This is a genomic window from Streptosporangium sp. NPDC001559 (assembly GCF_042893955.1).
GTDB lineage: Bacteria > Actinomycetota > Actinomycetes > Streptosporangiales > Streptosporangiaceae > Streptosporangium.
Genome location: NZ_JBIAVG010000016.1, coordinates 211,149 through 233,637 on the forward strand (window position 1 = coordinate 211,149; position 22,489 = coordinate 233,637).

General features: G+C 68.3%; 21 protein-coding genes. 12 read left to right on the plus strand and 9 right to left on the minus strand.

Annotated elements, in window-relative coordinates; all coding sequences use genetic code 11:
- Positions 1–127: 127 nt before the first annotated feature.
- Together ACFYY8_RS31820 and ACFYY8_RS31825 are read right to left on the minus strand one after the other, a co-directional pair.
- On the minus strand, positions 128–568 hold the full coding sequence (locus ACFYY8_RS31820; protein WP_390047341.1) for a hypothetical protein: 441 nt from the start codon (positions 566–568) through the stop codon (positions 128–130).
- Between the two features lie 326 nt (positions 569–894).
- A complete protein-coding gene (locus ACFYY8_RS31825; protein WP_390047343.1) occupies positions 895–1,527 on the minus strand; it encodes a hypothetical protein in 633 nt (210 codons plus the stop codon).
- Positions 1,528–1,756: 229 nt separating this feature from the next.
- Between ACFYY8_RS31825 and ACFYY8_RS31830 the strand changes: the two genes are divergently transcribed.
- Complete coding sequence (locus ACFYY8_RS31830) at positions 1,757–2,047, plus strand: DUF6247 family protein (RefSeq protein WP_390047345.1); 291 nt, start codon at positions 1,757–1,759, stop codon at positions 2,045–2,047.
- On the opposite strand, the gene ACFYY8_RS31835 is transcribed toward ACFYY8_RS31830, so the two are convergent.
- The 5 genes from ACFYY8_RS31835 to ACFYY8_RS31855 form a co-directional block, all read right to left on the minus strand.
- Entirely contained in the window at positions 2,007–2,432 is a 426-nt protein-coding gene (locus tag ACFYY8_RS31835) for a hypothetical protein (RefSeq protein ID WP_390047347.1), read from the minus strand. The genes ACFYY8_RS31830 and ACFYY8_RS31835 overlap by 41 nt on opposite strands.
- Before the next feature lie 29 nt (positions 2,433–2,461).
- Positions 2,462–2,797, minus strand: coding sequence for a hypothetical protein (locus ACFYY8_RS31840; RefSeq protein ID WP_390047350.1), 336 nt, complete (start codon positions 2,795–2,797; stop codon positions 2,462–2,464).
- Complete coding sequence (locus ACFYY8_RS31845) at positions 2,794–3,123, minus strand: hypothetical protein (RefSeq protein ID WP_390047354.1); 330 nt, start codon at positions 3,121–3,123, stop codon at positions 2,794–2,796. The genes ACFYY8_RS31840 and ACFYY8_RS31845 overlap by 4 nt, the downstream gene beginning before the upstream one ends.
- A gap of 1,084 nt (positions 3,124–4,207) precedes the next feature.
- Positions 4,208–4,576 carry a hypothetical protein gene (locus ACFYY8_RS31850; protein WP_390047356.1) on the minus strand — a complete coding sequence of 123 codons (369 nt, stop codon included), beginning with the start codon at positions 4,574–4,576 and terminating at the stop codon, positions 4,208–4,210.
- Between the two features lie 142 nt (positions 4,577–4,718).
- Positions 4,719–5,882: a helix-turn-helix domain-containing protein gene (locus ACFYY8_RS31855; protein WP_390047358.1), complete on the minus strand. Its 1,164-nt coding sequence runs from the start codon at positions 5,880–5,882 to the stop codon at positions 4,719–4,721.
- Positions 5,883–6,090: 208 nt separating this feature from the next.
- Between ACFYY8_RS31855 and ACFYY8_RS31860 the strand changes: the two genes are divergently transcribed.
- Positions 6,091–6,510, plus strand: coding sequence for a GntR family transcriptional regulator (locus ACFYY8_RS31860; protein WP_390047360.1), 420 nt, complete (start codon positions 6,091–6,093; stop codon positions 6,508–6,510).
- A gap of 865 nt (positions 6,511–7,375) precedes the next feature.
- Positions 7,376–7,645 (plus strand): DUF6343 family protein, encoded by a 270-nt coding sequence (locus ACFYY8_RS31865; RefSeq protein WP_390047362.1) that lies wholly within the window; start codon positions 7,376–7,378, stop codon positions 7,643–7,645.
- 25 nt (positions 7,646–7,670) lie between these two features.
- Here the strand turns inward: ACFYY8_RS31865 and ACFYY8_RS31870 are convergent, their stop codons facing one another.
- Entirely contained in the window at positions 7,671–9,266 is a 1,596-nt protein-coding gene (locus ACFYY8_RS31870) for a M4 family metallopeptidase (RefSeq protein WP_390047364.1), read from the minus strand.
- Between the two features lie 424 nt (positions 9,267–9,690).
- Here ACFYY8_RS31870 and ACFYY8_RS31875 point away from each other — a divergent pair, with 424 nt between their 5' ends.
- From ACFYY8_RS31875 to ACFYY8_RS31900, 6 genes are all read left to right on the plus strand, one after another.
- Complete coding sequence (locus tag ACFYY8_RS31875; RefSeq protein WP_390047366.1) at positions 9,691–10,560, plus strand: hypothetical protein; 870 nt, start codon at positions 9,691–9,693, stop codon at positions 10,558–10,560.
- Between the two features lie 103 nt (positions 10,561–10,663).
- The gene (locus ACFYY8_RS31880; RefSeq protein WP_390047368.1) at positions 10,664–11,674 is read left to right on the plus strand and encodes an RNA polymerase subunit sigma-70; all 1,011 of its coding nucleotides are present in this window, start codon (positions 10,664–10,666) and stop codon (positions 11,672–11,674) included.
- 71 nt (positions 11,675–11,745) lie between these two features.
- Positions 11,746–12,852, plus strand: coding sequence for a serine hydrolase domain-containing protein (locus ACFYY8_RS31885; protein WP_390047370.1), 1,107 nt, complete (start codon positions 11,746–11,748; stop codon positions 12,850–12,852).
- Positions 12,853–12,912: 60 nt separating this feature from the next.
- A complete protein-coding gene (gene recQ, locus ACFYY8_RS31890; protein ID WP_390047372.1) occupies positions 12,913–14,868 on the plus strand; it encodes a DNA helicase RecQ in 1,956 nt (651 codons plus the stop codon).
- 221 nt (positions 14,869–15,089) lie between these two features.
- Entirely contained in the window at positions 15,090–16,661 is a 1,572-nt protein-coding gene (locus ACFYY8_RS31895; protein ID WP_390047374.1) for a carbohydrate binding domain-containing protein, read from the plus strand.
- A 326-nt stretch (positions 16,662–16,987) separates the two neighbouring features.
- A complete protein-coding gene (locus ACFYY8_RS31900) occupies positions 16,988–18,145 on the plus strand; it encodes a hypothetical protein (RefSeq protein WP_390047376.1) in 1,158 nt (385 codons plus the stop codon).
- Between the two features lie 21 nt (positions 18,146–18,166).
- On the opposite strand, the gene ACFYY8_RS31905 is transcribed toward ACFYY8_RS31900, so the two are convergent.
- Positions 18,167–19,048 (minus strand): NAD(+)/NADH kinase, encoded by an 882-nt coding sequence (locus tag ACFYY8_RS31905; protein WP_390047378.1) that lies wholly within the window; start codon positions 19,046–19,048, stop codon positions 18,167–18,169.
- Between the two features lie 374 nt (positions 19,049–19,422).
- Between ACFYY8_RS31905 and ACFYY8_RS31910 the strand changes: the two genes are divergently transcribed.
- The 3 genes from ACFYY8_RS31910 to ACFYY8_RS31920 all read left to right on the plus strand — a co-directional run.
- Entirely contained in the window at positions 19,423–20,808 is a 1,386-nt protein-coding gene (locus tag ACFYY8_RS31910; RefSeq protein WP_390047381.1) for a family 2B encapsulin nanocompartment shell protein, read from the plus strand.
- A gap of 270 nt (positions 20,809–21,078) precedes the next feature.
- The gene (locus ACFYY8_RS31915; RefSeq protein ID WP_390047384.1) at positions 21,079–22,248 is read left to right on the plus strand and encodes a family 2 encapsulin nanocompartment cargo protein polyprenyl transferase; all 1,170 of its coding nucleotides are present in this window, start codon (positions 21,079–21,081) and stop codon (positions 22,246–22,248) included.
- 116 nt (positions 22,249–22,364) lie between these two features.
- Positions 22,365–22,489: ArsA-related P-loop ATPase (locus ACFYY8_RS31920; RefSeq protein WP_390047401.1), on the plus strand; the 125-nt coding region annotated here is incomplete at its 3' end.

Sequence of the window (22,489 nt, forward strand, 5' to 3'; positions counted from 1 at the left end):
CAAGGGCAGATTCACCACGGAACCGGTCCACGACATGGACCGGCCGGAAGAGACGGCTGGATCGCCCTCCGGCGCGGCCACTGGAACGAACACGCAGGTAGGCGCCCCTGACGGGCAAACCAGTCCATCAGATGAACCGGTCCATGACATGGATGCCAACCGGTCCACGGCACGGACCGGAACCGGTCCACAGGATGGACCCGACTCTCTTACAGACTCTCTTGCTCACTCTCTTCCCGGCGCGGACGCCCCGGAAGAGGAGATGGAGGAGAGAGAAGAAGACCTCAACGAGGAACCCCCACCTGCCGCCGTCGAGGTGCCCGGCATCCCGCTCGAGCTCGCCCGGCGAGTCATGGCTGAGACCACGGCCACAGCGGAGGAGCTCGTCCGCATCGTCGAGGCCGCTCAACGCGATGGCGTTCGGAGACCCGCTTCTTGGCTGCGCAGCGAAGCCGGGCTGGATGACGTCCGCGACCGCCTGACTAAGCTCCGCACCGCCCCGGCCGCCACCGATGGCCCGCCTTGCCCCGCCGACTATCAGGCGTCCGTCCGCGCTGCCTGCGTTCACGGGGCCCCCGGCGGGGCGGCCCGGTGCGCCCTGTGCCGCCGAGGGGCCAAGCCCACGCTCGCTGCTGAGGCCCCTCCGGCTGAGGCCGGTCCGGTTCGGCCGCTCGGCGGCCAAGTAAGTGCGGATCAGTCCATCGCCGCGGTCCGAACCGTCCTCGACGGGCTACGTGCCACGCGAGACCGCCGCAGCGCCACCGGCCCTACCCACGTCGTCCGCCCCGGTGCCGTACCTAAGACGCCGCCCGCCGCCGTGGCCTATGCCGCCTCTTGAATGCGAAAGGCCGCCCCGCCTCGAAGACGTCGAGGGGAGCGGCCTTACCGGTGCCGCTACTTCCGGACAACTGTCCAGGGGCCGTTGGCCTTTATCAGCAGCCACTGCGTGCCCGCAGGCAAAACGACCTTGCCCTTGTAGGAGTCGATTTTGGCCACCAGCAAGTCCGTATACCCCTTGCCCTTGTACGCCTCCACCATGAACGCGCCCTCCCCAGAATGGGTGATGGCGAGGGTCCGGAATCCTCGGGAAGGGCTGGCCAGACGCAGCACCTGGTCGCCGGTTCCCCGGGCGGTGATAGGCCACGCCTTGGCCTTGGCGAGCGAAACAAATTGGACAGTCCACGCCCCATCGGCCTCGATGCTCAACGCGGCGAGCTTCTTGCCGGGGGTGGTGTTGTAAGCGACGGTGCCCTGGTAGGGGCCGATCTCGGCAATGAGGAGATCGTCTTTCTTCCCGCTGCTGGTGAGGGTCTGAACCATGAACGCGCCTTCCCCGTCGTGGGTGACGCGCAAGGTTCCCGGCTTGGTGGTGGCAGGGACTCGGAGGACTTCGTCGCCTTCACCGCGGTAGATGGTCTGGGCTGTTGACGCCGCCGGCTTGTTCAGGGGGGCGGCTTCGGCTGGCTGAGTCAGGAGAGCGATGGATCCTGCTGCGGCCAGGGCGGCGAATAAGCGGACGATGCGCATGAAGCGTCTCCAGAGATGGGAGGTGCGAACGGGAGGAAGACGCCCTGGAGGGTGGGGTGGATTACCGTTTTTGCAATTTACGGCATTTTGGCTCTAAAACCCCATTGAAGAACTTTGCGCTCTTTAGGAGCTTTTGTGTGCGCTGGGTGCGGTGGACACGGCTCGGCTCCCGTAAAGGGCGATGGAGTCCCAACCGGGGCGACCGCATGCTCGCGAGTACGGTGGCCTCATGAGCGCCCAGCCCGATGAGGAGGACCCGCAGGTGATCCTGCGCGACCTGCCCGCCCGGGAACGGCCGGAGTTCCTAAGGCAGTACCGGCAGGCGGTTGGGGCCGCCAGGGATGACCTCGCTCGCTACAAGGACCTCGCGAGGCTGCTGCACCGCTGGCGCCTGGTCGTCGTCGCCGCGAACGGGCCCGGCTATTTCGATGCGATCGAAGCGGCGAAGACTCGGCCGGGCGTGCCGCTGGTGGAAGCACTCAGGGCCGAGGCGGCCAGTCGTCGACCATCAGGTCGATGATGGCTTCTTGCCCGCACAGGCGCAGCCGCATCGTCCGGTGGCGGTGGCGCAGAAGCTCCACCAGCGTCCCGAGCTCGGAGTTATCGTTCACCAGGCACTCGTCGTCAGCCGTAGCGTCGGGGTTGCTGCCAGTAGTGGCCTGGAGGAGTGCCATGTGGGATGGCCAAGTCGAGAGGTCTCCTATTGGCACGACCACGTTGACGCCGCCGCCTAGGAGCTTGACGCGTTCCATGACGAACTTCAAGGTGTCGTCGCGGAAGCCGACGAGGATCGCTGACTCTACGTCGTCCCGAAGCGGGGAAAGGCGGGTCCGGGAGTCCCGCGTTCGAAGCAGACGCAGCACGTCACGCGTCATGCGTAGGCGGGTCTTTTCTCTAGCGTCCATGTTGCCACCTCTGCGCCGGCTGAGAAGGTTCAGCTTTCCCTGATCTTGCCCTTGTAGCTGCGGATGGGGCGCGGCCCGAGGTCCGCGAACCCACCGATCTGCGGAGACTGCGCCTTGCCTTGAGGCTGCCGGCGGCCTTTCGATGAGGAGGGGGCTGTTTGGCGTCGTCGTCGGGTGGCGGGGTGAACAAGAAGCTCCTCGATCGCAGCGACGTCCTCGGGGGAAAATCGAAGCTGGCCGAGAACCTTATGACTGGGCCACTCGCCGGACGCCGCCTTGCGGTGGATGCCAGAGACGGAGTCGCCAAGGCCGAGGTGCCGCGCCAACTCATGCTTGTCTATCCAAGGGCGACGCTCGACGCTCATGAGGCGCCATTTGGGCGGCGGAGCCGGTGAGTTGGCAGGCCGCGGTTACGCAACGGCGCCACCAGGCCCGGCGGAGACTGTTGGGCATGGCGTTGCTGGGCAGCCGCCGGTTCGGCGACAGGGCGGCGCTCATGCATCGAAATGATCTCGGTGATATGCGCCTGGGTGAACCGATACTGCCCAGCAATCAACAAGTGGGGGATGAGCCGTCGACGACAGCGCTCTTCGATCCAGGAAACCTTCAAGCTGAGAAGGTTGGCGAGCTGGTACTTGTCGACGACCTGCGGAGCGTTCGGCTCCTTGGGCTCGGCGTAGTCGGATGGCAATCTTCGCTCTTTCTCTTGGTTACTTGAGAGTTGCGTGCAAGGCGAGAAGGCGCATGGGTTTCAGGCATGTAGCTGGCGTTCCAGCTGAGGGAGATCGGGCCATGGGGCTCTGCCATGTGGGGCATGACCGATCTGCGACGAGTGGAGTGAAATAGTCGTCCACCTCGCGCGAATCGTCTACTGTGGGCATCGCTCGCGTTTATGAAGTGCCATCTTGTGACGCTATGGACTCGGGCAGCACGAAGCCCCGGCGCGTGGGGAAACGACAACCGGGGCTCCGTCTTGCGGGTCCAGCTGGCCGATGGCTAGCTGGACCTGCGCTTCCTAACCAGCCAGATCGCCATGACTAGAACGGTTCCTCCGAGGAGGACGCATCGCCAGCATGGGCGGTTTGATCTGACAGTTCTCGCGTGCTTCGCCACGGTTTCCCTCTTCCGGGCCGGTATGCCCTTAGAGGATGACCCCGGCCCTCCCAGTCGATCCCCCGAAAACCGGCTGAGGCGGTGAGAGGAAGAGCGGGGCGGCACTTGCGAACCGAGACGAAATTATCAGTGATCTCGCTGTTTTGGCGCGGAGATGTCTCTCCAAAAACTATACGTTTATTGTAGAAATGACAGAAAAGGACGTCTCTGCCCTGAGAAGGTTGAATCCCTTTAAAGGCGGCAAAAACGACGAAGACCCCCGTCTGGGATGAAGACGGGGGCCTGTCCAAGGTCTGCCAGGAGGTACGGGGGCGACCTCCTGACAGGCCGGCTCGGATGGGCCTCCGCCGTCGGTGTCGACGGAGGCCCTGCCTCGGCGCCATCTATGCCGAGGCGAGGGGCGCCTCTGTGTGGCCCTCTTACCCCTCCAGAAAGAGAACCTGGGCGCCCCAGTCTCATGGGTGGTCCTGCGCGACCGCCCATGAGGTTCTATGCCTGATCGCCGCCACTGTCGCGGGAGTCAGGGGCCTTATCTGGCTCGAAAGCCAAGGGGTTTGGGGGTACCACGCTGGTGGTTGCTCCTGGCAAGGCGCCGAAGATCTTCAAGGGCACGCCTAGCTTCTTGACGTGCTTCCCGCCAGCCTGGCGGTGCTCCTTGTCGGTCATGTTGCCCCCTCGGCTCGTCGAGTCTGATCTGTCAGGCCGTCAGAAAGCTCTCCGGGCCCTGCAGCCTCTACCGTCCTCGCGCACCCAGCGTCGGCCTCCCGCTTGGTGAGCTCGGCGCGGCGGGTGGCGTACCAGCGCCCACCGTCGGAGATCCAGATGCTCCACCCCGGGTGGCCGGCAGCCAGTTCTTCCTTGAGGCGGAGCTGCGCGAGCAGCCTGGAGACGCTGGTGGCCGTCAAGACGCCAGAGCCGACTACTGCCGTCCAGGTGCCGAGGTCGCCGCAGCCGAACTTGACGGCGGGGAATTCTTGGCGCGCTTGGTCCAGCACACGCGCCATGACCTTGTCATGGGTGCTCGTGGTCATCGCTTGCTCCGGAGTCCGGGGTGCTGATGACTAGAACGGTAAGACCACGTGACTGCCTGCAACCGAACAGGTGGCGACGAACTTTCAGTTCGCCACGCGCCCGACTTGCCTGCCATGCCCCGTTCTGAGCAGTGGAGATGGGTCAGAGGAGGATCTTGTGCCGCTCCGCCAGGTACCGGACCTCCGGCGCCCAGGAAGAGCGTGCTCGGCGGGCCAGAGACCGCACCATGTCCCGCAGCAGGCGCTTATGGTCCAGTTCCTCAGGGCACTCCCGCTCGATCCGCAACAAATGAACCAGGCTCGCGGCGTCGTCCCCCGAGTCCTCGCACGCCCGCGCGACCTGGCACAGATGGGTGGTGCGCCGCTCGGTGGAGACCACCTGGGTGAGGTCAATGCCGTCTGCGAGGCGGATGACTGCCTCCGGGCGCCGCATCTCGTACTCAACGCTGGCCAAATGGATCTTCACATTCGTCGGTCCGAAGAACAGGCCCAGCATGGGCTGTCGCTCGTCGACGCGTTGGGCGATCTGATAGGCGGGGCCACTCAGGAGGTCTCGCGCGCCGGCGTCGTCACCGGAACGGGTGAGGGCAATGGCTGCCATCAGGTGCAGCCCCCCGTAGACGCTGAGGTGCCGCTCGTCGCCGTCGGCCAAGGCGCGCTTCATTTGCTCCATGCCGCGGCGGGCGACGTCGTAGGCGATGTCGTGCATGTCGTCGGATAGGAGGCCTTGGCCGAGGTTCCAGTGCGCCCACCCGACCATCAGCGGCTCGGCAGTTTCTTGCGCATGCCGCATAGCCCGGTCGGCAGCGAGGTGCGCCAGGTCGATCCGGCCAAGGTGCTTGAGGACTCCACGCGCCAGGATGTACGTGTCCGCGGCGGTGCGGTGCGCGGCTTGCCGGTCGCCGCCGTCGAGGAGGAGCCCCTCCGCGTCGCCGATAAGGCCAGGCAGTGTCCGCAGCATGATGGAGTACTTGGCGGGGGAGTTGTACCAGGACTGACGGGCCGCGGCGAGGCGCTCCGCGACCTGGGCCACGTCCGGGGGTTCGAGGTCGGTGGTTCTGCGGGCGAACATCGCGCGCTCGATGTCGACGACCTGCGGGCGCCCCGGCTCGTGTGAATCACGGGGGCTCTCACCCAGCAGGACCGCGGTGCGGACGCCCAAGGCTAGAGCGAGCTGCCGTAGGAGCGGGAGCGAGGGGGTGCGTTTGCCCTGCTCCAGCAACTCAATGTGTCGGGTGGTGCAGCCGACTCGGGCAGCGAGGGCCGTGGTGCTCATGCCGCGCTGCTCGCGCTGCTGCCTGATCATGGGGCCCGTGGTAGCGTCGTTCATTAAGACCCTGCACTTCCTGGCGACTTAGACATCTCCAGGCTACGGTGCAGGGTCTTTGCCGTGTAGGGACAACTGCCCTAGCTACCACGACGTAATTCGCCCCTATCGGGGCAACCTCGGCATAAATCTGTTGGGATAGGCCCACAGCCCCCTCTACCCACAGGTCGCTCTAGGGTCCATGATCGTGACGATCGACCCGACGAGCTACGAGCCGGTTTACCGGCAGCTCGTCCGGCTGCTCAAGACCGCCATCGAGAACGGCGAGTATGCGCCAGGGCAGAGACTGCCGAGCGAGGAACGCTTGGGCCAGATCTACGGACTGGGGCGCAATTCGGTGCGAGATGCTCTACGTGTCCTCAAGCACGACGGCGTCGTACGCACCGTGACCGGCGCCGGAACCTACGTCCGCAGCCCAAACGAGGTCACCGTCACCATGGTCGAAGTCTCCAAAGGTGCAGTCATCAACACCCGCATTCCGACGGAGGAGGAGCGCCGGGCCATGGGGCTCGAAGTGGGGGTGCCCGTCTTCGTGGTCGAGAGACCAGGAGAGGAACCCGAGGTGCTTCCAGGGGACAGGACGTCCCTGATCGTTGGTGATCATTAGGCTCGGAGAGCACGGCCCGAGTGCTCTCCGTGGGGCAGGCCACCCCGGCAGTAACCTTGCCGGGGTGGCCGCTTCGACCGCGTCCAAGCATCCCCACTGCTGGACGCTGTCTCGGGCTGACCTGCCCAGCCAGCGACCGAGCTACCCTCCGCGTTACGGAGGGGTCACGGGCCGTTCAGATGCCCGTAATTCGCCATCATGGGTGCAACTTTTACGCCTGGCAAGTCCCTATTTGAACTTCAGTTCGGTACGAGGGGTCTGGAACCGCAAAAAGCCAGCTTGGGAGCGCTCCCCACGAGAACTCCCAAGCTGGCCTCGCGCGGCCGTAGCTCGTCCGGCCGGAGGGGTTGCGACACGTCCCTCGTGCTGTCGCGTACCCCTAAGACGCGTCGCAGGACTAGTCGGTTCACCGCTGGAGCGCCGGACTCCACCCGCGCGATCGCCGCGCGGGTGGAGGGTGGGAGCGAGGTGGGAGCGACGTTAGCGTTCTGAGCGCTTCTGAACGCACCCGAACGAACTCGGACACCCCCTTTGACCAGCAGTAGAGCGCATCTCGGAAGAGAGGCAAGATGCCTGGTCTGTCCTTACAAGCGAGATGTCACTGGTTCGAACCCAGTAGTGCCCACAGCGAGACCCTGACCTGCACCAAGGGTCAGGGTCTTTTCATGATGTCGTCCGGAGTCTTGGCCACATCACTCATGCACCACTCGCCTGCCGGACGCCGTTCTCCTAGGGCGAGCCGCCATGGCCCCTTGACTCCTGGCGGTGTGGGTAGGAGGGATAAGAGGGGGACAGGCCTTTTTGACCGTTTCGCCGTGTTCTGGGGTTGGCGGGGCGAGAGGTGACCCGAAGAGGCCCAGCCGTCATGAGGGAAGAACCGGAAACCAGGCGGAGCAGGATCTGGTCGGAGATCTCCCCGACCGGGGAACGACCGCGCAGCGCGCTCAACCTGAGGATGGCGCTGGCGACCTTCGGGCTGGTCGTCTGCGGGGTGTTCGCGGTCCTGGCCGGTACGGCGGGGCTGACCTGGCCGGCGATCGTGCCGGCCGTGCCGGCGCTGGTCGCGTTGATCGACCTGGTCGTGGTGGCCCGCCGCCGCCACCGGCGCGGCGACGGGCACACCCTGTTCGAATGACTGACGTTCGAATGGCCGACGGACGTCAGGCGCAGCCGGGTTCGCCGCGCTGGGCGGGGACGGAGATGGCGGTCCAGGCGGCCTTGGTCGCGTTGTACTCGGCGCAGCCCTTCGGATAGAGCGCCTTGGCGGCTCTGAGAGTCGCCACGCGCGCCTTGGCGTAGGTCCAGGGGGCGGTCTTGTACTGCAGTCCGCTGTAGAAGATCTCCGCGGCCTTGCGGATGCCGATGCCGGTCAGCGGGGTCGGGCCGCCGCAGACCGGGCTCGGGGGGCCGTTCTGCGGGCTGGTCCCCTCGGCGAGCAGGTAGAACCAGTGGTCCTGCGGCCCCGGGCTCGTGGAGAGCGCGGTGTAGCAGTTGGGCTCGCCCTGCAGGGCGGGGTTGTACATGTTGCGAACCGCCTCCGGGCCGAAGCCCAGATCCTCGCCGATCAGGTAGTTGGGCGGGTCCAGAGGCGGGGCGTGGTTGACGTAGTGCTCGGTCGCCGCGCCGAAGATGTCGCCTGACGACTCGTTGAGGGACAGGGCCTCGGGGGTGCCGCCGTCGTCGGAGCCCGAGTACTGGTAGACGACGTGGCCGTACTCGTGCCCGACCAGATCGAGCGAGGCGGCCTGCCGGGTGTTGGACTGGTTGTGGCCCAGGGAGACATATGAGCCGTTCCAGTAGGCGTTGACCTGGTTGAGGCCGACGCGCGCAGGGAAGGCGTGACCTGCGCCGTCGAGGCCGTCGCGCCCCAGCCAGGTGCGCAGCATGTCCCATTCCTTCTGCGCCGCGAACAGCACGTCGACGCAGGCGGTCTCCAGATTGGTGCCCGTCCCGTTGCCCCAGGTGTCGACGGACTTGGAGTAGGGGGAGCCGTTCTGGCCGCCACAGGCGAGCCCGGGACGGGTCGGGTCCCGCATGACGAAGGAGCTGCCCGAGCCCGTGGTCTGGATGGTCACCGGGTTGCCGTTGTAGAAGCTGTTGCCGAGGCCGTACCTGACCTGGTCGTAGGCGCCGATGACGGTCGCGTCGAGCGCGTCGACGAAGACGCGCAGCACCTCGGGGGCCTGCTCCGTGCCGCCGGTGACGACCACCTCCCAGGCGAGCCGGGGACGCGTGGTCGTGGCGTGGATCAGCAGGCGGGGCGTGCCCACCTCGCGTACGGCCTTGCCCTGGGCCCTGGCGACGGAGGCCGCGTCGTCGGCGCTGATCCTGGCCGTGGTGCCGACGCCCTCCAGCGAGACCTGCTGGCCGGTGGTCACGGGGCCGACGACGGTGCCGCCGCTGTCGGCGGAGGCGATCACGTCGCCGCCGTACACCGGCAGCCCGTGGTGGGTGCGCCGGTACAGCAGGTACTGCAGGCCCCGCACACCGGATGTGATCACGGGAGGCTCGAAGGCGTCTCCCGGCCCCACGCGCAGTTCCCCGGCCCGCTCCGCCAGGATCTTCGCCACGCCCGAGGCCGCGCGTTCACGTGCCTCGGCTCCGGGTGGCGCGAACGCGGACGGGGCCTGCGCGTCACTCGACCGGGCGTCGGGCGCGGCCCGCGCGGGAAGACCGGCCAACGCCGATGTGCCCATGGCGAGGACCGTCACGAAAGCGGTCGCTCCCACCTTGACTTTGGGGGCTCTAGGGTTCATTCGCTGTGACTCCTTGTCCGCAAGGAGCCGTGGCCGGCCAGGGCTGCCCCAACGGTGACATCGGTTGCCGAAGAGCAGAACCCCATGAATTCCCATATTTTTGTCGTATAGCCGACCCTGGAAAAAGGGTGACCGGATTACGAGAAGCGGCTCGTGTGAAACACGGGCGTACCGCCCTCGCCGAGCATGTCACGCTTCCGCCTTCCAATGGAGGAAGTTCCGATTTCCTGATTTATCAACATTTTGCATGAATGGGCTGACCTGGGAGAATGCTGGGTTCGGAGGGTCAGTTGGGATTTGGGGCGGTATGAGCGGATGAGAGAGGGAAGTCTCCTCACGCCTCATCGGGGAAGGCCGTGCTCCGCCGTGCCCGTCCCCGGTGGAGCCGGTGGAAGCACTTCCCGTCAAGTCCGATGGAGGACACGTGAAGCCAACGAACGATGACAGACCAGATGAGACGCGGCGGCGCGTTCCGCGCTCGCTGAGCCTCGCGGCCGCCGTCGTGCTGGTGGCGTCGGGGGGCGTCGGGGGAGCCGTGGCCTCGGCGTCGCCCGCCCCCGCTCCCACGGGGCCGGAGACGCCGACGCCCACGGCGACCCAGCCTCTTCCGACCGACATCCCCACCTCGACTCCGACTCTGACTCCGACGCCACCCCCGCCCCCGTCTCCGACGCCGACCGACCTCCCGACCGCCACTCCGGCGCCCAAGGTCCCCCGGGTGGCCTTCCCGCAGGTCCTGCACGGGGAGTTCGTCCTGCCGGCGAAGGACGGCTGCGGGTTCACGGTGCTCTCCCAGACGGGAGAGGCGACCACGCTGACCGATGAGTCGGTCACCGTGAGGAGCCAGGACGGCTTCGAGAAGGTGTACGCGATCGACGACTCGACCAAGGTCTACGCGGGCAGAAGGGGCAACGAAATCAGGCAGGGGGACTGGATTTCGGTGACCGCGACGGCCACGGGTGAGACGGCCACGGCCGCCCACGTCTTCGACCTGTCACGGCCGAGCAGGAAACTCTGGCGCGGTAACTGGTGGTCGTCTCCGCTGTGGCGGCTGGGCGACAGGCGGCACACCCCCGCTCTCTGCCCGACGCCGACGGCGTCTCCCACGGCGCTCCCGACCGAGACGCCCACCGCACCTCCCACCGAGACACCCACCGAGACACCCACTGAGGCACCCACTGAGGCACCCACTGCGACGCCCACCGACCTTCCGACGACCCCCGATCCCGAGCCGACCGCCACGGTGACGGAGCCTCCGCTCCCGCAGTCCCCGATCCCCGCGCCCGGCTCCTGATCCCGACTCCCTGAATCCGGAAACCCTCCGGGTTGGGAAAGGGGCCCCGACGGCCGCGGCGGCGGTCCCGCCGCGGCCGTCGGGGCCGCCTAGAATCCCGCTCATGACCGGCACCGGTGCTCCCATGGCCCCCGACCCGCGAGGCCTGACGACGAAGGGAGCGGACGGCTTCGCCGAGCGGATGCAGGAGCACCGGCGTGAACTGCACGTGCACTGCTACCGCATGCTCGGCTCCTTCGACGATGCCGAGGACCTGGTGCAGGAGACGTTCCTGCGGGCCTGGCGCGGGCGTGGGACGCTCCGCGAGGAGAGCGGGCTGCGCGCCTGGCTGTACCGGATCGCGACCAACGCCTGCCTGGACCACCTCAGGGCGCATCCGCGACACCCGCAGCCGCGCCCCGCACCCGCGATCGAGGCGGATCCGGGGCTTGAGCCGCCCGTCTCGGGCGCCGTGCCGTGGCTGCAGCCCTATCCCGACACGCTGCTGGACGCGGCCGAGGAGGTCGTGGACCGCGAGACGATCGAGCTGGCCTTCCTCGTCGCGATCCAGCACCTGCCGCCCAGGCAGCGGGCGGTGCTGATCCTGCGTGACGTGCTCGGCTGGTCGGCGCAGGAGACCGCGGTCTCGCTTGAGCTGACCGTCGCGGCGGTCAAGAGCGCCCTGCAGCGGGCCAGGCCGATGCTCAGGGAGCACCTGCCCGCACGGCGCCTCGACTGGACCGTCCCCGCCAAGTCGGCACCGGGGGACCAGGCGGTTCTGCGGCGCTACGTCGAGGCCCTGGAGAAGGCCGACCCGTCCGCCCTGGCCGAGGTGCTGAGGGCCGACGTGTGGCAGACGATGCCGCCCGCACCGATCTGGCTGCTCGGCCGTACGGCCTTTCTGGCGTCGTGGACGCCCGCGATGGTCGGCCCGGAGGCGTGGGGCGACTGGCGGGTGGTCGCCACCCGGGCCAACCGGCAGCCCGCCGCCGCCGCGTATCTCCGCAGACCGGGCGAGACGGTCTTCTCGCCTTCCTGGATGGGCGTCCTGCGTGTCGAGGACGGCCTGGTCACCCAGATCACCACCTACGGGGACGGGGTCTTCCCCAGGTTCGGCCTACCGTCCTCGCTCTGACCCGGGAGGGGACCGATTCCTTTTTCGCGCGGCCCTCGTCATACGGGGGAGCAATCGAGGAAGGAACAACCATGACCGATCTTCAGCGGGACGTGCAGGCCGTCGCGGACGAACTCGTCGAGTCGGGGGCTGAGCGCGGTGTGCAGGTCGCCGTCTACCGCCACGGCGAACTCCTGGCCGACGTCGTCTCCGGTGTGGCCGACCCGGAGACCGGCCGTCTCCTCACCCCGGACACCCCGGTCTACGCCACCTCGACGGGCAAGGGGGTGACCGCGACGCTCGTGCACGTGCTGGCCGAGCGCGGAGTCGTCGACTACGACGCCCCGATCGCGGACGTGTGGCCCGAGTTCGCCGCCCACGGCAAGGAGAAGGCGACCGTACGGCACGCCCTGACGCACACGACCGGTGTCCCCGGGGTGCCGGTCGGCACCACACCGGAGGACCTGTGCGACTGGGACCGGATGTGCGCGGCCGTCGCCGGCGCCACCCCGTGGTGGGAGCCGGGAACCAGGTCGGGCTACCACCCCCAGACCTACGGCTACATCCTCGGTGAGGTCGTGCGCCGGGTCACGGGAAAGCCCGTCTCACAGGTGCTCCGCGAGGAGCTCACGGAACCGCTCGGTGTGGCCGGCGAGCTGTTCTTCGGCGTTCCCGCCTCCGAACTGGGCAGGCTGGCCAGGATCGAGGAGGCGGGACCCCCGATGGAGCTGCCCGCCGAGACACTGGCCCGGATCCCGTTCTTCAGGGTGACGCACGGCTGCACGCCGGGCCCTCTCGCCGCGATGCCCGACGCGGCCTTCAGCAACCGCGCCGACGTGCTGGGCTCCGACATCCCCGCCGGGGCCACGATGACGGCCCGCGCGGTCGCCCGGATGTACGACGCGCTACTCGGCGGGGAGCTGGTCTCCCCGCAGCGGCTCCGCGAGCTGTCATCCCCGGCGACGACGGGCATGGACGAGGTGACCGGCGCCCCGGCCGGCTGGGGGCTGGGCTACTCGATCGGCCTGACCCAGGCCCTGGCCGCACCGACGCTGTTCGGGATGGCGGGCAGCGGAGGGACCGCGGCCTTCGCCGACACCGCGACGGGCCTCAGCGTCGGCGTGATGAAGAACCGGATCTCGGCCGGTGACTTCGGCGCCGTCGAACGGATCGCCACGGTCGTCCTCGGGCACGCCTGACCGAGGGGTCGTTCTCCGGTTCCCACCGGTGTGGGCACTGTGTCCTCATACAATGGCGCGGTGCCCACCTCCGAGAACGGTCTTGACCATCACCCGCAGGACGAGGACTGGGAGAGCGAGGCGGCACAGACGCTGCGGCGTGTCTTCGGGTACGCCTCGTTCCGGCAGGGGCAGCAGGAGATCATCGAGCACGTCGTCGGGGGCGGCGACGCCCTTGTGCTGATGCCGACCGGCGGCGGCAAGTCCCTGTGCTACCAGATCCCCGCCCTCGTACGGCAGGGCGTCGGCGTTGTCGTCTCTCCGCTCATCGCGCTCATGCAGGACCAGGTCGACGCCCTGACGGCCCTCGGGGTGCGGGCGGGTTTCCTCAACTCCACGCAGGACTTCGACGAACGCGCCGCGGTCGAGTCGGCGTTCCTGGCGGGTGAGCTCGATCTGCTCTACCTGGCGCCGGAGCGCCTGCGGGTCGAGACGACGCTGAGGCTGCTCGACCGGGGCAAGATCTCGTTGTTCGCCATCGACGAGGCGCACTGTGTGGCCCAGTGGGGGCACGACTTCCGGCCCGACTACCTGGCCCTGTCCACGCTGCACGAGCGCTGGCCCGACGTGCCCCGCATCGCGCTGACCGCGACCGCGACCCCGGCGACCCACGCCGAGATCGCCTCCCGGCTGAACCTCGGTCAGGCCCGTCACTTCGTGGCGAGCTTCGACCGCCCGAACATCCAGTACCGCATCGAGCCGAAGAACGAGCCGAAGCGGCAGCTGCTGAGGCTCATCCGCACCGAGCACCCCGGCGACGCGGGCATCGTCTACTGCCTGTCGCGGTCCTCCGTCGAGAAGATCGCCGAGTTCCTGACGGACAACGGCGTCCAGGCGCTGCCGTACCACGCGGGGCTCGACGCGCGGACGAGGGCGGAGAACCAGGCCCGCTTCCTGCGGGAGGACGGCCTGGTCATGGTCGCGACCATCGCCTTCGGGATGGGCATCGACAAGCCGGATGTGCGTTTCGTCGCCCATCTCGACCTGCCCAAGTCGGTCGAGGGCTACTACCAGGAGACCGGCCGGGCCGGGCGGGACGGTCTGCCCTCGACCGCCTGGCTGGCCTACGGCCTGCAGGACGTCGTGCAGCAGCGCAAGCTGATCGACACCTCGGAGGGCGACGACGCGCACCGCAGGCGCCTGGGCACCCACCTTGAGGCGATGCTGGCGCTCTGCGAGACCGTGCAGTGCCGCAGGGTGCGCCTGCTCGACTACTTCGGCCAGCGAGGCGAGCCGTGCGGCAACTGCGACACCTGCCTGTCGCCGCCCGAGGCGTGGGACGGCACGGTCGCCGCGCAGAAGGTCCTGTCCACCGTGTTCAGGCTCGTGCGGGAGCGGCGTCAGAAGTTCGGCGCCGGGCAGATCGTGGACATCCTGCTGGGCAGGCGGACGCCCAAGGTGCTCCAGCACAACCACGACTCGCTGACGGTGTTCGGCATCGGCACCGAGTTCGGCGAGGCCGAGTGGCGCGGCGTGGTACGGCAGCTGCTGGCCCAGGGGCTGCTGACGGTCGAGGGCGACTACGGCACGCTGCTGCTGACCGAGGAGAGCGCGGAGGTGCTCGGGCGCAGGCGGCAGGTCATGATGCGACGCCAGCCCCAGCCCCAGCGGCAGACGCGGACGGAGACCGAGGGGGCCCGGGGAGAGACGCGGGCCAAGGGCGCGAAGTCCCGCCGGATGACGCAGGCGGACCTGCCCGAGGAGGCGGTGCCGTTGTTCGAACGGCTTCGCGCCTGGCGTGCGGCCACGGCCAGGGAGCAGGGGGTGCCCGCGTACGTGATCTTCCACGACGCGACCCTGCGGGAGATCGCGGCCGGGACGCCGTCGAGTCTGGCGGAGCTGGGCACGGTCAGCGGTGTCGGCGAGAACAAACTGGCCAAGTACGGCCAGGAGATCCTGGACGTCCTCGCCGGGGAGCCAGGGGAGCCGGAGGGGGAACCGGAGGAAGGGGAACCCGAGGGGGCGGAGGAGGCCTGACGGAGGGCACTCCACCACGGTGGGAGAACGGCTTGTCAACAGCGCCGAAATGAAGTCATCAGTGCCGAAATAGAACTTTTCGTAGACATTGGCGGAATTTGTCTCGATAATTCGGTTTCGTTGTACCTGTTGTTCGCAACCCCCACCAACGCGGCCCGTAACCCGCCGCGTCGTCAATGCCCGGCGACTTGTCGTGCCGGGCGACAGAAGGGTCACCCCCCATGAAGCGAACCCCCCGCCTACTGGCGCTGGCAGTGTCATTCCTGCTGGCAGTGGTAGGTGTCCTCATCACGCAGACGTCGGCCCAGGCGGACAACGTCGTCGTGAACCCGGACTTCGAGGCCGGCTCCGTCGCGCCGTGGTCCTGTACCGGCGGGCTTGGCTCGGTGGTCAGCACCCCGGTCCGCTCCGGTAACGGCGCGCTCGCCGGCGCGGTCAGCGGCTCCGACACCGCCCAGTGCAGCCAGACCGTGACGGTCAAGCCGAACTCCACCTACGTGGTCAGCGCCTGGGTGCGCGGCAACTACGTCTACCTCGGCGTCAACGGCGGCTCCTCCACCTGGACCGCCTCGGCGTCGTCGTACACGAAGCTCAGCGTGTCCCTCACCACCGGTGCCAACCAGACCACCGCGGTGGTCTTCCTGCACGGCTGGTACGGCCAGGGCACCTACTACGTCGACGACGTCAGCGTCGACGGCCCGCCCGGACCGACGCCCACCCCGACGGTGACGCCGACCGTCACGCCCACGGTCACCCCGACCGTGACGCCGACGGTCACCCCGACCGTGACCCCCACCGTCACGCCCACCGTGACCCCGACCGTCACGCCCACCGGCAGCACCTGCGCGGTGAAGTCGCGGCCCGCGGGCAAGGTCATCCAGGGCTACTGGGAGAACTGGGACGGCGCCATCAACGGCGTGCACCCGCCGTTCGGCTGGACGCCGATCAACGACCCCCGCATCAAGCAGCACGGCTACAACGTGATCAACGCCGCGTTCCCGGTCATCCTCTCCGACGGCACCGTGCTGTGGGAGGACGGGATGGACGCCACCGTCAAGGTCTCCACCCCGGCTGAGATGTGCGACGCCAAGGCCGCGGGCGCCACGATCCTGATGTCGATCGGCGGCGCGACCGCCGGTATCGACCTCAGCTCCAGCTCCGTCGCCGACAAGTTCGTCGCGACCGTCGTGCCGATCCTGAAGAAGTACAACTTCGACGGCATCGACATCGACATCGAGACCGGTCTGTCCGGCAGCGGCAACATCAACCAGCTGTCCGCCTCGCAGTCCAACCTCATCCGCATCATCGACGGCGTGCTCGCCCAGATGCCCTCCAACTTCGGCCTCACCATGGCTCCCGAGACGGCCTACGTGACCGGCGGAAGCGTGACGTACGGCTCCATCTGGGGCGCCTACCTGCCGATCATCAAGAAGTACGCGGACAACGGCCGCCTGTGGTGGCTGAACATGCAGTACTACAACGGCAGCATGTACGGCTGCTCCGGTGACTCCTACTCCGCGGGCACGGTCCAGGGCTTCACCGCCCAGACCACCTGCCTGAACAACGGTCTGGTCATCCAGGGCACCACGATCAAGGTTCCCTACGACAAGCAGGTTCCCGGTCTGCCCGCGCAGGCCGGCGCCGGAGGCGGCTACATGTCTCCCTCCCTGGTCTCCCAGAGCTGGAATGCCTTCAACGGCCAGCTCAAGGGCCTCATGACCTGGTCCATCAACTGGGACGGGTCGAGGAGCTGGAGCTTCGGCGACAACGTCAAGGCACTGCAGGGCCGTTAACCGGTCCTTGAGGGCCGTCCCCGGACTTCTCGTCCGGGGGCGGCCTTTCGCCTGTTCGGGCCGTCACGGCAGGGAGTGGTCTCCAGGGGGCGAGAGGCCCCACACACGCCGCGAACGTCACTCTCGTTCGATCTCGTCACGGATGTAGGCCTCTGTTTGGCGAACAAGCTGCCGACATTCTGGAATGATCGCGTTCATATCCTGTCGGAGATCGAGACTGACGGACAGTGAGTGAGATGCCCCCCATCGATGAAATCACCGCCTTCGCGTCGGATAAACCGGTCGTAACGGTCATCATCTGCGTAATCGGCCTAGCACTCCTCGGCGTGGCCTACCTCGCGGCCAGAGCCCTCTACCGGGCCGCGAACCAGTTCTTCCACCGTTACGTCGCGCCCCGCCCGGCCGAGGACATCCTCACCATCGTGGCCGCCAGCATCGCCACCGGCGTGTCCGCCCAGGGCATGTGGCGCTTCTCCGGCGACGTGCTCGGCTTCGACGGCCCGCTTAGGCTGCTGCTCTTCGCGTTCATCGAGGTCGCGGTGATCACCAGCGCGGTGCGGGCCCGCCGTAACATGCGGGAGAACTACTCCGCGGGCATCGACGGCATCGCGGTGTGGACGCTCACCGGCCTGTCGGCGGTGCTGTCCAGCATGGACGCCCGCAGCCTCGCCGAGGCCGTCTTCCGCCTGGCGGCCCCGCTGGTCGCCGCCTGGCTGTGGGAGCGGGGCATGGCGATCGAACGGCACCGCATCACCGGGCGGCACCGCATCAACTGGCGGCTCACCCCCGAGCGCATGCTGGTCCGCGTCGGTCTCGCCGAGGTCAGCGACCGTACGGCCAGCGAGGTGGACGCGCACCGGCGGCTGACCAGGGTCGCGCTGGCCGCCAAGCGGGCCCGTGCCCTGCGTGAGGCGGGAGCCTCGGACAGGAAGATGCGGGGCGCGCTCACCAAGCTGGACAAGGCGATGGACCGGGCCGTCGAGCACACCGGCCTGGCGGTCGACAGCACCCGCCAGGAGGCGCTGCTGTCCCAGATCGGGGCGCTCTACAACACCTCCGCCCTGATCGACCTGACCCCGCCGGTCCCGTGGGCCCCCGAAGCCGAGGAGCCGCCGCGCCTGACGCACGCGCTGCCCGCGGCGGCGATGGACGACGACGACGAGGGCGAGGTCGAGATGCTCGACTCGCCGCCGCCCGTCGTGGACACCGCCCAGCGCGCCGCCCTGCTGCGCGCCGCCAGGGAGTACTGGGACAAGCAGATCGAACGCAAGTTCGTCCCCAGGGCGTCCGACATCGCCCACGAGATCGGCATCTCGCTGGCCACCGCCCGCGAGTACCGCGCCCTGTGGAAGCTGGAGCCCCGCGCTCACGCGCTGATCGAGGCCGCCTTCAGGGAGCACGGGATCGTCGACACCGGCACCTTCCCGGCGATCGAGACCCAGCAGGAACGCGTCCTCACCGTCAACGGCTCGTCCCATGGCTGAGAACCGGGGCGGGACCGCCGGTCACACCGGTGAGTCCCGCTCCTCGACCTCCGCGCTGCCGTTGACGCGGAGCTTGCGCCGGGCACGCTCGTAGAAGGTCGTGTCGCCGAGCCGTACGACCCAGGCGGCGGCGCGCAGCGCGGTGACGGTGAGCCGGTCTCCCGGCGACAGGTGGCCCGCGACCGCGCCGTCCACCTCGACGGCCAGCGTGCCGCTCGCCGGGAGCAGTTCCAGGGTGACCTCCTCGTCGGCGGAGAGCACCATGGCCCGGCTGAACGACGAGTGGGCGGCGGCCGGTACGACGAGGAACCCCTCGACCGTGGGGGAGACGATGGGGCCTCCCGCGGAGAAGCTGTAGGCGGTCGATCCCGTCGAGGTGGCGACGATGACGGCGTCGGCGGCGTACCGGACGAAGGGATGCCCCTCGACGGAGACCGCGACCGCCGACAGCCCGTCACCGGGGATGCGCACCAGGGCCACGTCGTTGAACGCGGTCACCGTGCCGGTCTTCGGCAGCGAGGCCTGGACCGCCATGCGGGGCTCGACGGTGTGACGGTGGCCGTCGATGGCCGACAGCGCCCTGGGCAGCCCGTCGACGTCGATCTCGGCCAGGAAGCCCAGCCTGCCCAGGTTCACCCCGAGGATGGGGGTCGGCCGGCCCGCGATGAGGCGCATGGTGCGCAGCATGGTGCCGTCGCCGCCCAGGCTGACGAGCAGGTCCGCCCGGCCGACGAGCGTCTCGGCGTCCACCGCGACCGCGCTGCAGTCGATGCGCCCGACCTCCTCCGGCAGGCCGAGCACCGTGACGCCGCGCCCGCGCGCCCACCCGATGACGGTGTCGATGGCCGTCTTCGAGTCGCGACGCGGATGCAGGACCAGTCCGACCGTTTCGACCATGCCCATCCCGCCACTGTACGGCGCTGTACGGCGCGCTCATGTCGCCGCCCGCCCCGGGGCTCTCGGTGGCTGTAAAAGATCACTTATGTGTATACAGGGCATGATGACTTATAGTTCAACCCAAAAAATCCGTTATAGCCGTTCGATCCGAATTTTCCGACAATGGCGATTTTTGTATTTCACCGAATGATGTTTAATGCTTGACAACCTATTTAACGAAGCATCAGGATTGGAGCGCTCCGCGATGGCGGCCTGTGCCTGATCCCCCGTGTCAGGGGGTGGAATGGCGCTGTGAATTCGATCGCGGTCAATCCCCTCGCTCTCTTTTCTCTGATTCAGGTCCCGGTCCTTTTCGATCCGACACGGATGGATGGTGTGTTGTGACGGAGCTCGATCCCGGAAGGTCGCAGCTGAGCCTCGGCACGGAGGCGGCGCGAAATCTCGCGACGACGACCAAGACGGTTCCGCAGATGCAGGAGATCTCCTCGCGGTGGCTGCTGCGCATGCTGCCGTGGGTGCAGGTCTCCGGCGGCACCTACCGGGTCAACCGGCGCCTCAGCTACACACTCGGCGACGGGCGGGTGAGCTTCACCAGCACCGGCTCCGAGGTGAGGGTCGTGCCCGCTGAACTGCGTGAGCTGCCCTCACTGCGCGACTTCGACGACTCCGAGGTGCTGCAGGCGCTCGCCGAGCGCTTCACCCAGCGGGACTTCTCCGCGGGGGACGTGCTGGTCCAGGCGGGCCAACCCGCAGACGAGGTGGTGCTCGTCGCGCACGGCAAGGTCAACAAGGTCGGCGCGGGGCCGTACGGTGACGAGGTCGTCCTGACCGTGCTGGCCGGGGGCGACCACTTCGGCGACGAGACGCTGATCGGGCAGCGGGGCGACTGGGAGTTCACGGTCAGGGCCCTCACCGCGGGCACGGCTCTGGTCCTGCCCGGGGACGCCTTCCGCGAGATCGCCGACCGTTCCGAGGCGCTCCGCGGCCACCTGCGTCAACTTGAGACGGCTCCGAAGGGCCCGCAGAACAAGTACGGCGAGGCCGCCATCGAGCTGTCCGCCGGGCACAGCGGTGAGCCCGACCTGCCGGGCACGTTCGTCGAGTACGAACTCGCCCCCCGTGAGTACCAGCTCAGCGTCGCCCAGACGGTGCTGCGGGTGCACACCAGGGTCGCCGATCTCTACAACGACCCCATGGACCAGGTCGAGCAGCAGCTCAGACTGACCATCGAGGCCCTGCGTGAGCGGCAGGAGCACGAGATGATCAACAACACCGAGTTCGGGCTGCTGCACAACGCCGACCTCAAGCAGCGCATCCACACCCGGACCGGCCCGCCCACCCCGGACGACCTCGACGAGCTGCTCAGCCGCCGCAGGAGGACGCAGTTCTTCCTCGCGCACCCGCGCGCCATCGCCGCCTTCGGTCAGGAGTGCACCCGCCGGGGGATCTACCCCATCGGCGCCGAGTTCGGCGGGCACACCGTCCCGGCCTGGCGAGGCGTCCCGATCTTCCCCTGCAACAAGATCCCGATCACCGGCAGCCGCACCACGTCGATCCTCGCGCTGAGGACCGGTGAGGACGACCAGGGAGTCGTCGGCCTGCACCAGACGGGCATACCGGACGAGTATCAGCCCAGCCTGTCCGTCCGTTTCATGGGCATCAACGAGAAGGCGATTATCTCCTACCTGGTCAGCGCCTACTACTCCGTCGCGGTTCTGGTTCCCGACGCCCTCGGAATCCTGGAAGACGTCGAACTCGGGCACTGAGAACCGGACATGCGGTCTTTCGAGCTCCCGGTTTTCTTCCTGTCGTGTCCGTGGAGCCGAGAAACTCATCGGAGAATGGCGCTCACGCATATCGAGAAGTGGGTGTGCAGGCCGGTAGCATCCGAATACGGGTGTTACCGGGCGGGCATGCTCACCCGGGACCCGCGCGCGTTCGGCGCCATGAAGGGCGGGTTTCCACGCGCACACCCACCCGGACACGCCAGATGAGGAGTTCGACCTCATGACCGACCGCTACGAGGGCGTGAAGACATGACGGCGGTTGACAGAGGCCAGACGGCGGACACCACGGCCGACATGCCGGATCTGACCGAATCGGTCGCCGAGGGACGGCCGGCGGTCACCGGACGGCGACCGTCGGCGGGGGCGGCGACCAGGCGGGACCCGGCCGCCGGACAGGCGGGAGAGGGGCGCACGGCGGGTGAGGTGCTCCGCTGGAGCCGTGACACGGTAGAACCGGCCCTTCGCGCCGCGATCGACACGCTGCCCCCGTCGATGCGGCACATCTCCGGGTACCACTTCGGCTGGTGGGACGAGCACGGCCGGCCGACCCGGGCCGACAGCGGCAAGGCGATCCGGCCCGCGCTCGTCCTGCTGGCCGCGGAGGCGGTCGGCGGAAACGCCACCTCCGCGCTGCCCGCGGCGGTGGCCGTCGAGCTGGCGCACAACTTCTCCCTCCTGCACGACGACGTGATGGACGGCGACCGGACCCGCAGGCACAGGCCGACGGCCTGGAGCGTCTTCGGGGTCAGCCCGGCGATCCTGGCCGGAGACTCCCTGCTGGCGCTGGCCTACGACGCCCTGTCCACGGGCGGGCATCCGACGGTCCAGGAGGCGACCCGGATCTTCGGGGTCACGATCCAGGAACTGCTCGAGGGGCAGAGCGCGGACGTGGCCTTCGAGGGGCGCAAGGACGTCGAGCTGGCCGAATGCCTGGCCATGGTGGCGGGCAAGACGGGCGCCCTGCTGGGGTGCGCCTGCGCGCTCGGCGCCCTGTCCGGCGGCGGCACCCCGGAGCAGGTCGAAGGGCTGCGCGCCTTCGGGGCCGACCTGGGGCTGGCCTTCCAGCTGGTCGACGACCTGCTGGGCATCTGGGGCGACCCCGAGGTCACCGGCAAACCGGTCTACTCGGACCTGCGAAGCCGTAAGAAGTCGCTTCCCGTGGTGGCCGCGCTGGCCTCCCCGACCCCCGCCGGGCGCGAGCTGGCCGGTCTCTACCACCAGGAACACCCGCTGACCGACACCGACCTGGCCCACGCCGCCGAGCTCGTCGACGCCGTCGGCGGGCGGGCCTGGAGCCAGGAGCAGGCCGACGAACTGCTGGCCGGAGCGCTACGCCACCTGCATGAGGCACGTCCCGCCACGCGGGCGGCCGCCGAGCTGAGGACACTCGCCCGGCTCGTCACCCGCCGCGACCGCTGACCCCCGGCCATACCGCTGGATGATGGTCAAGTGCGGGGTATGCCCGACTTGACTGACGATGGCAACCTGATCGCAAGTTCGTTGTCGATGCGTTCGGATCAGATTGGATCGTCGTCGTGAGGGTGGCTTTCGTCGGTAAGGGCGGTAGTGGGAAGACGACCGTGTCGGCGCTGTTCGCGCGTTATGTGGCGAGCAGGGGGCTGCCGGTCGTGGCGATCGACGCCGACATCAACCAGCACCT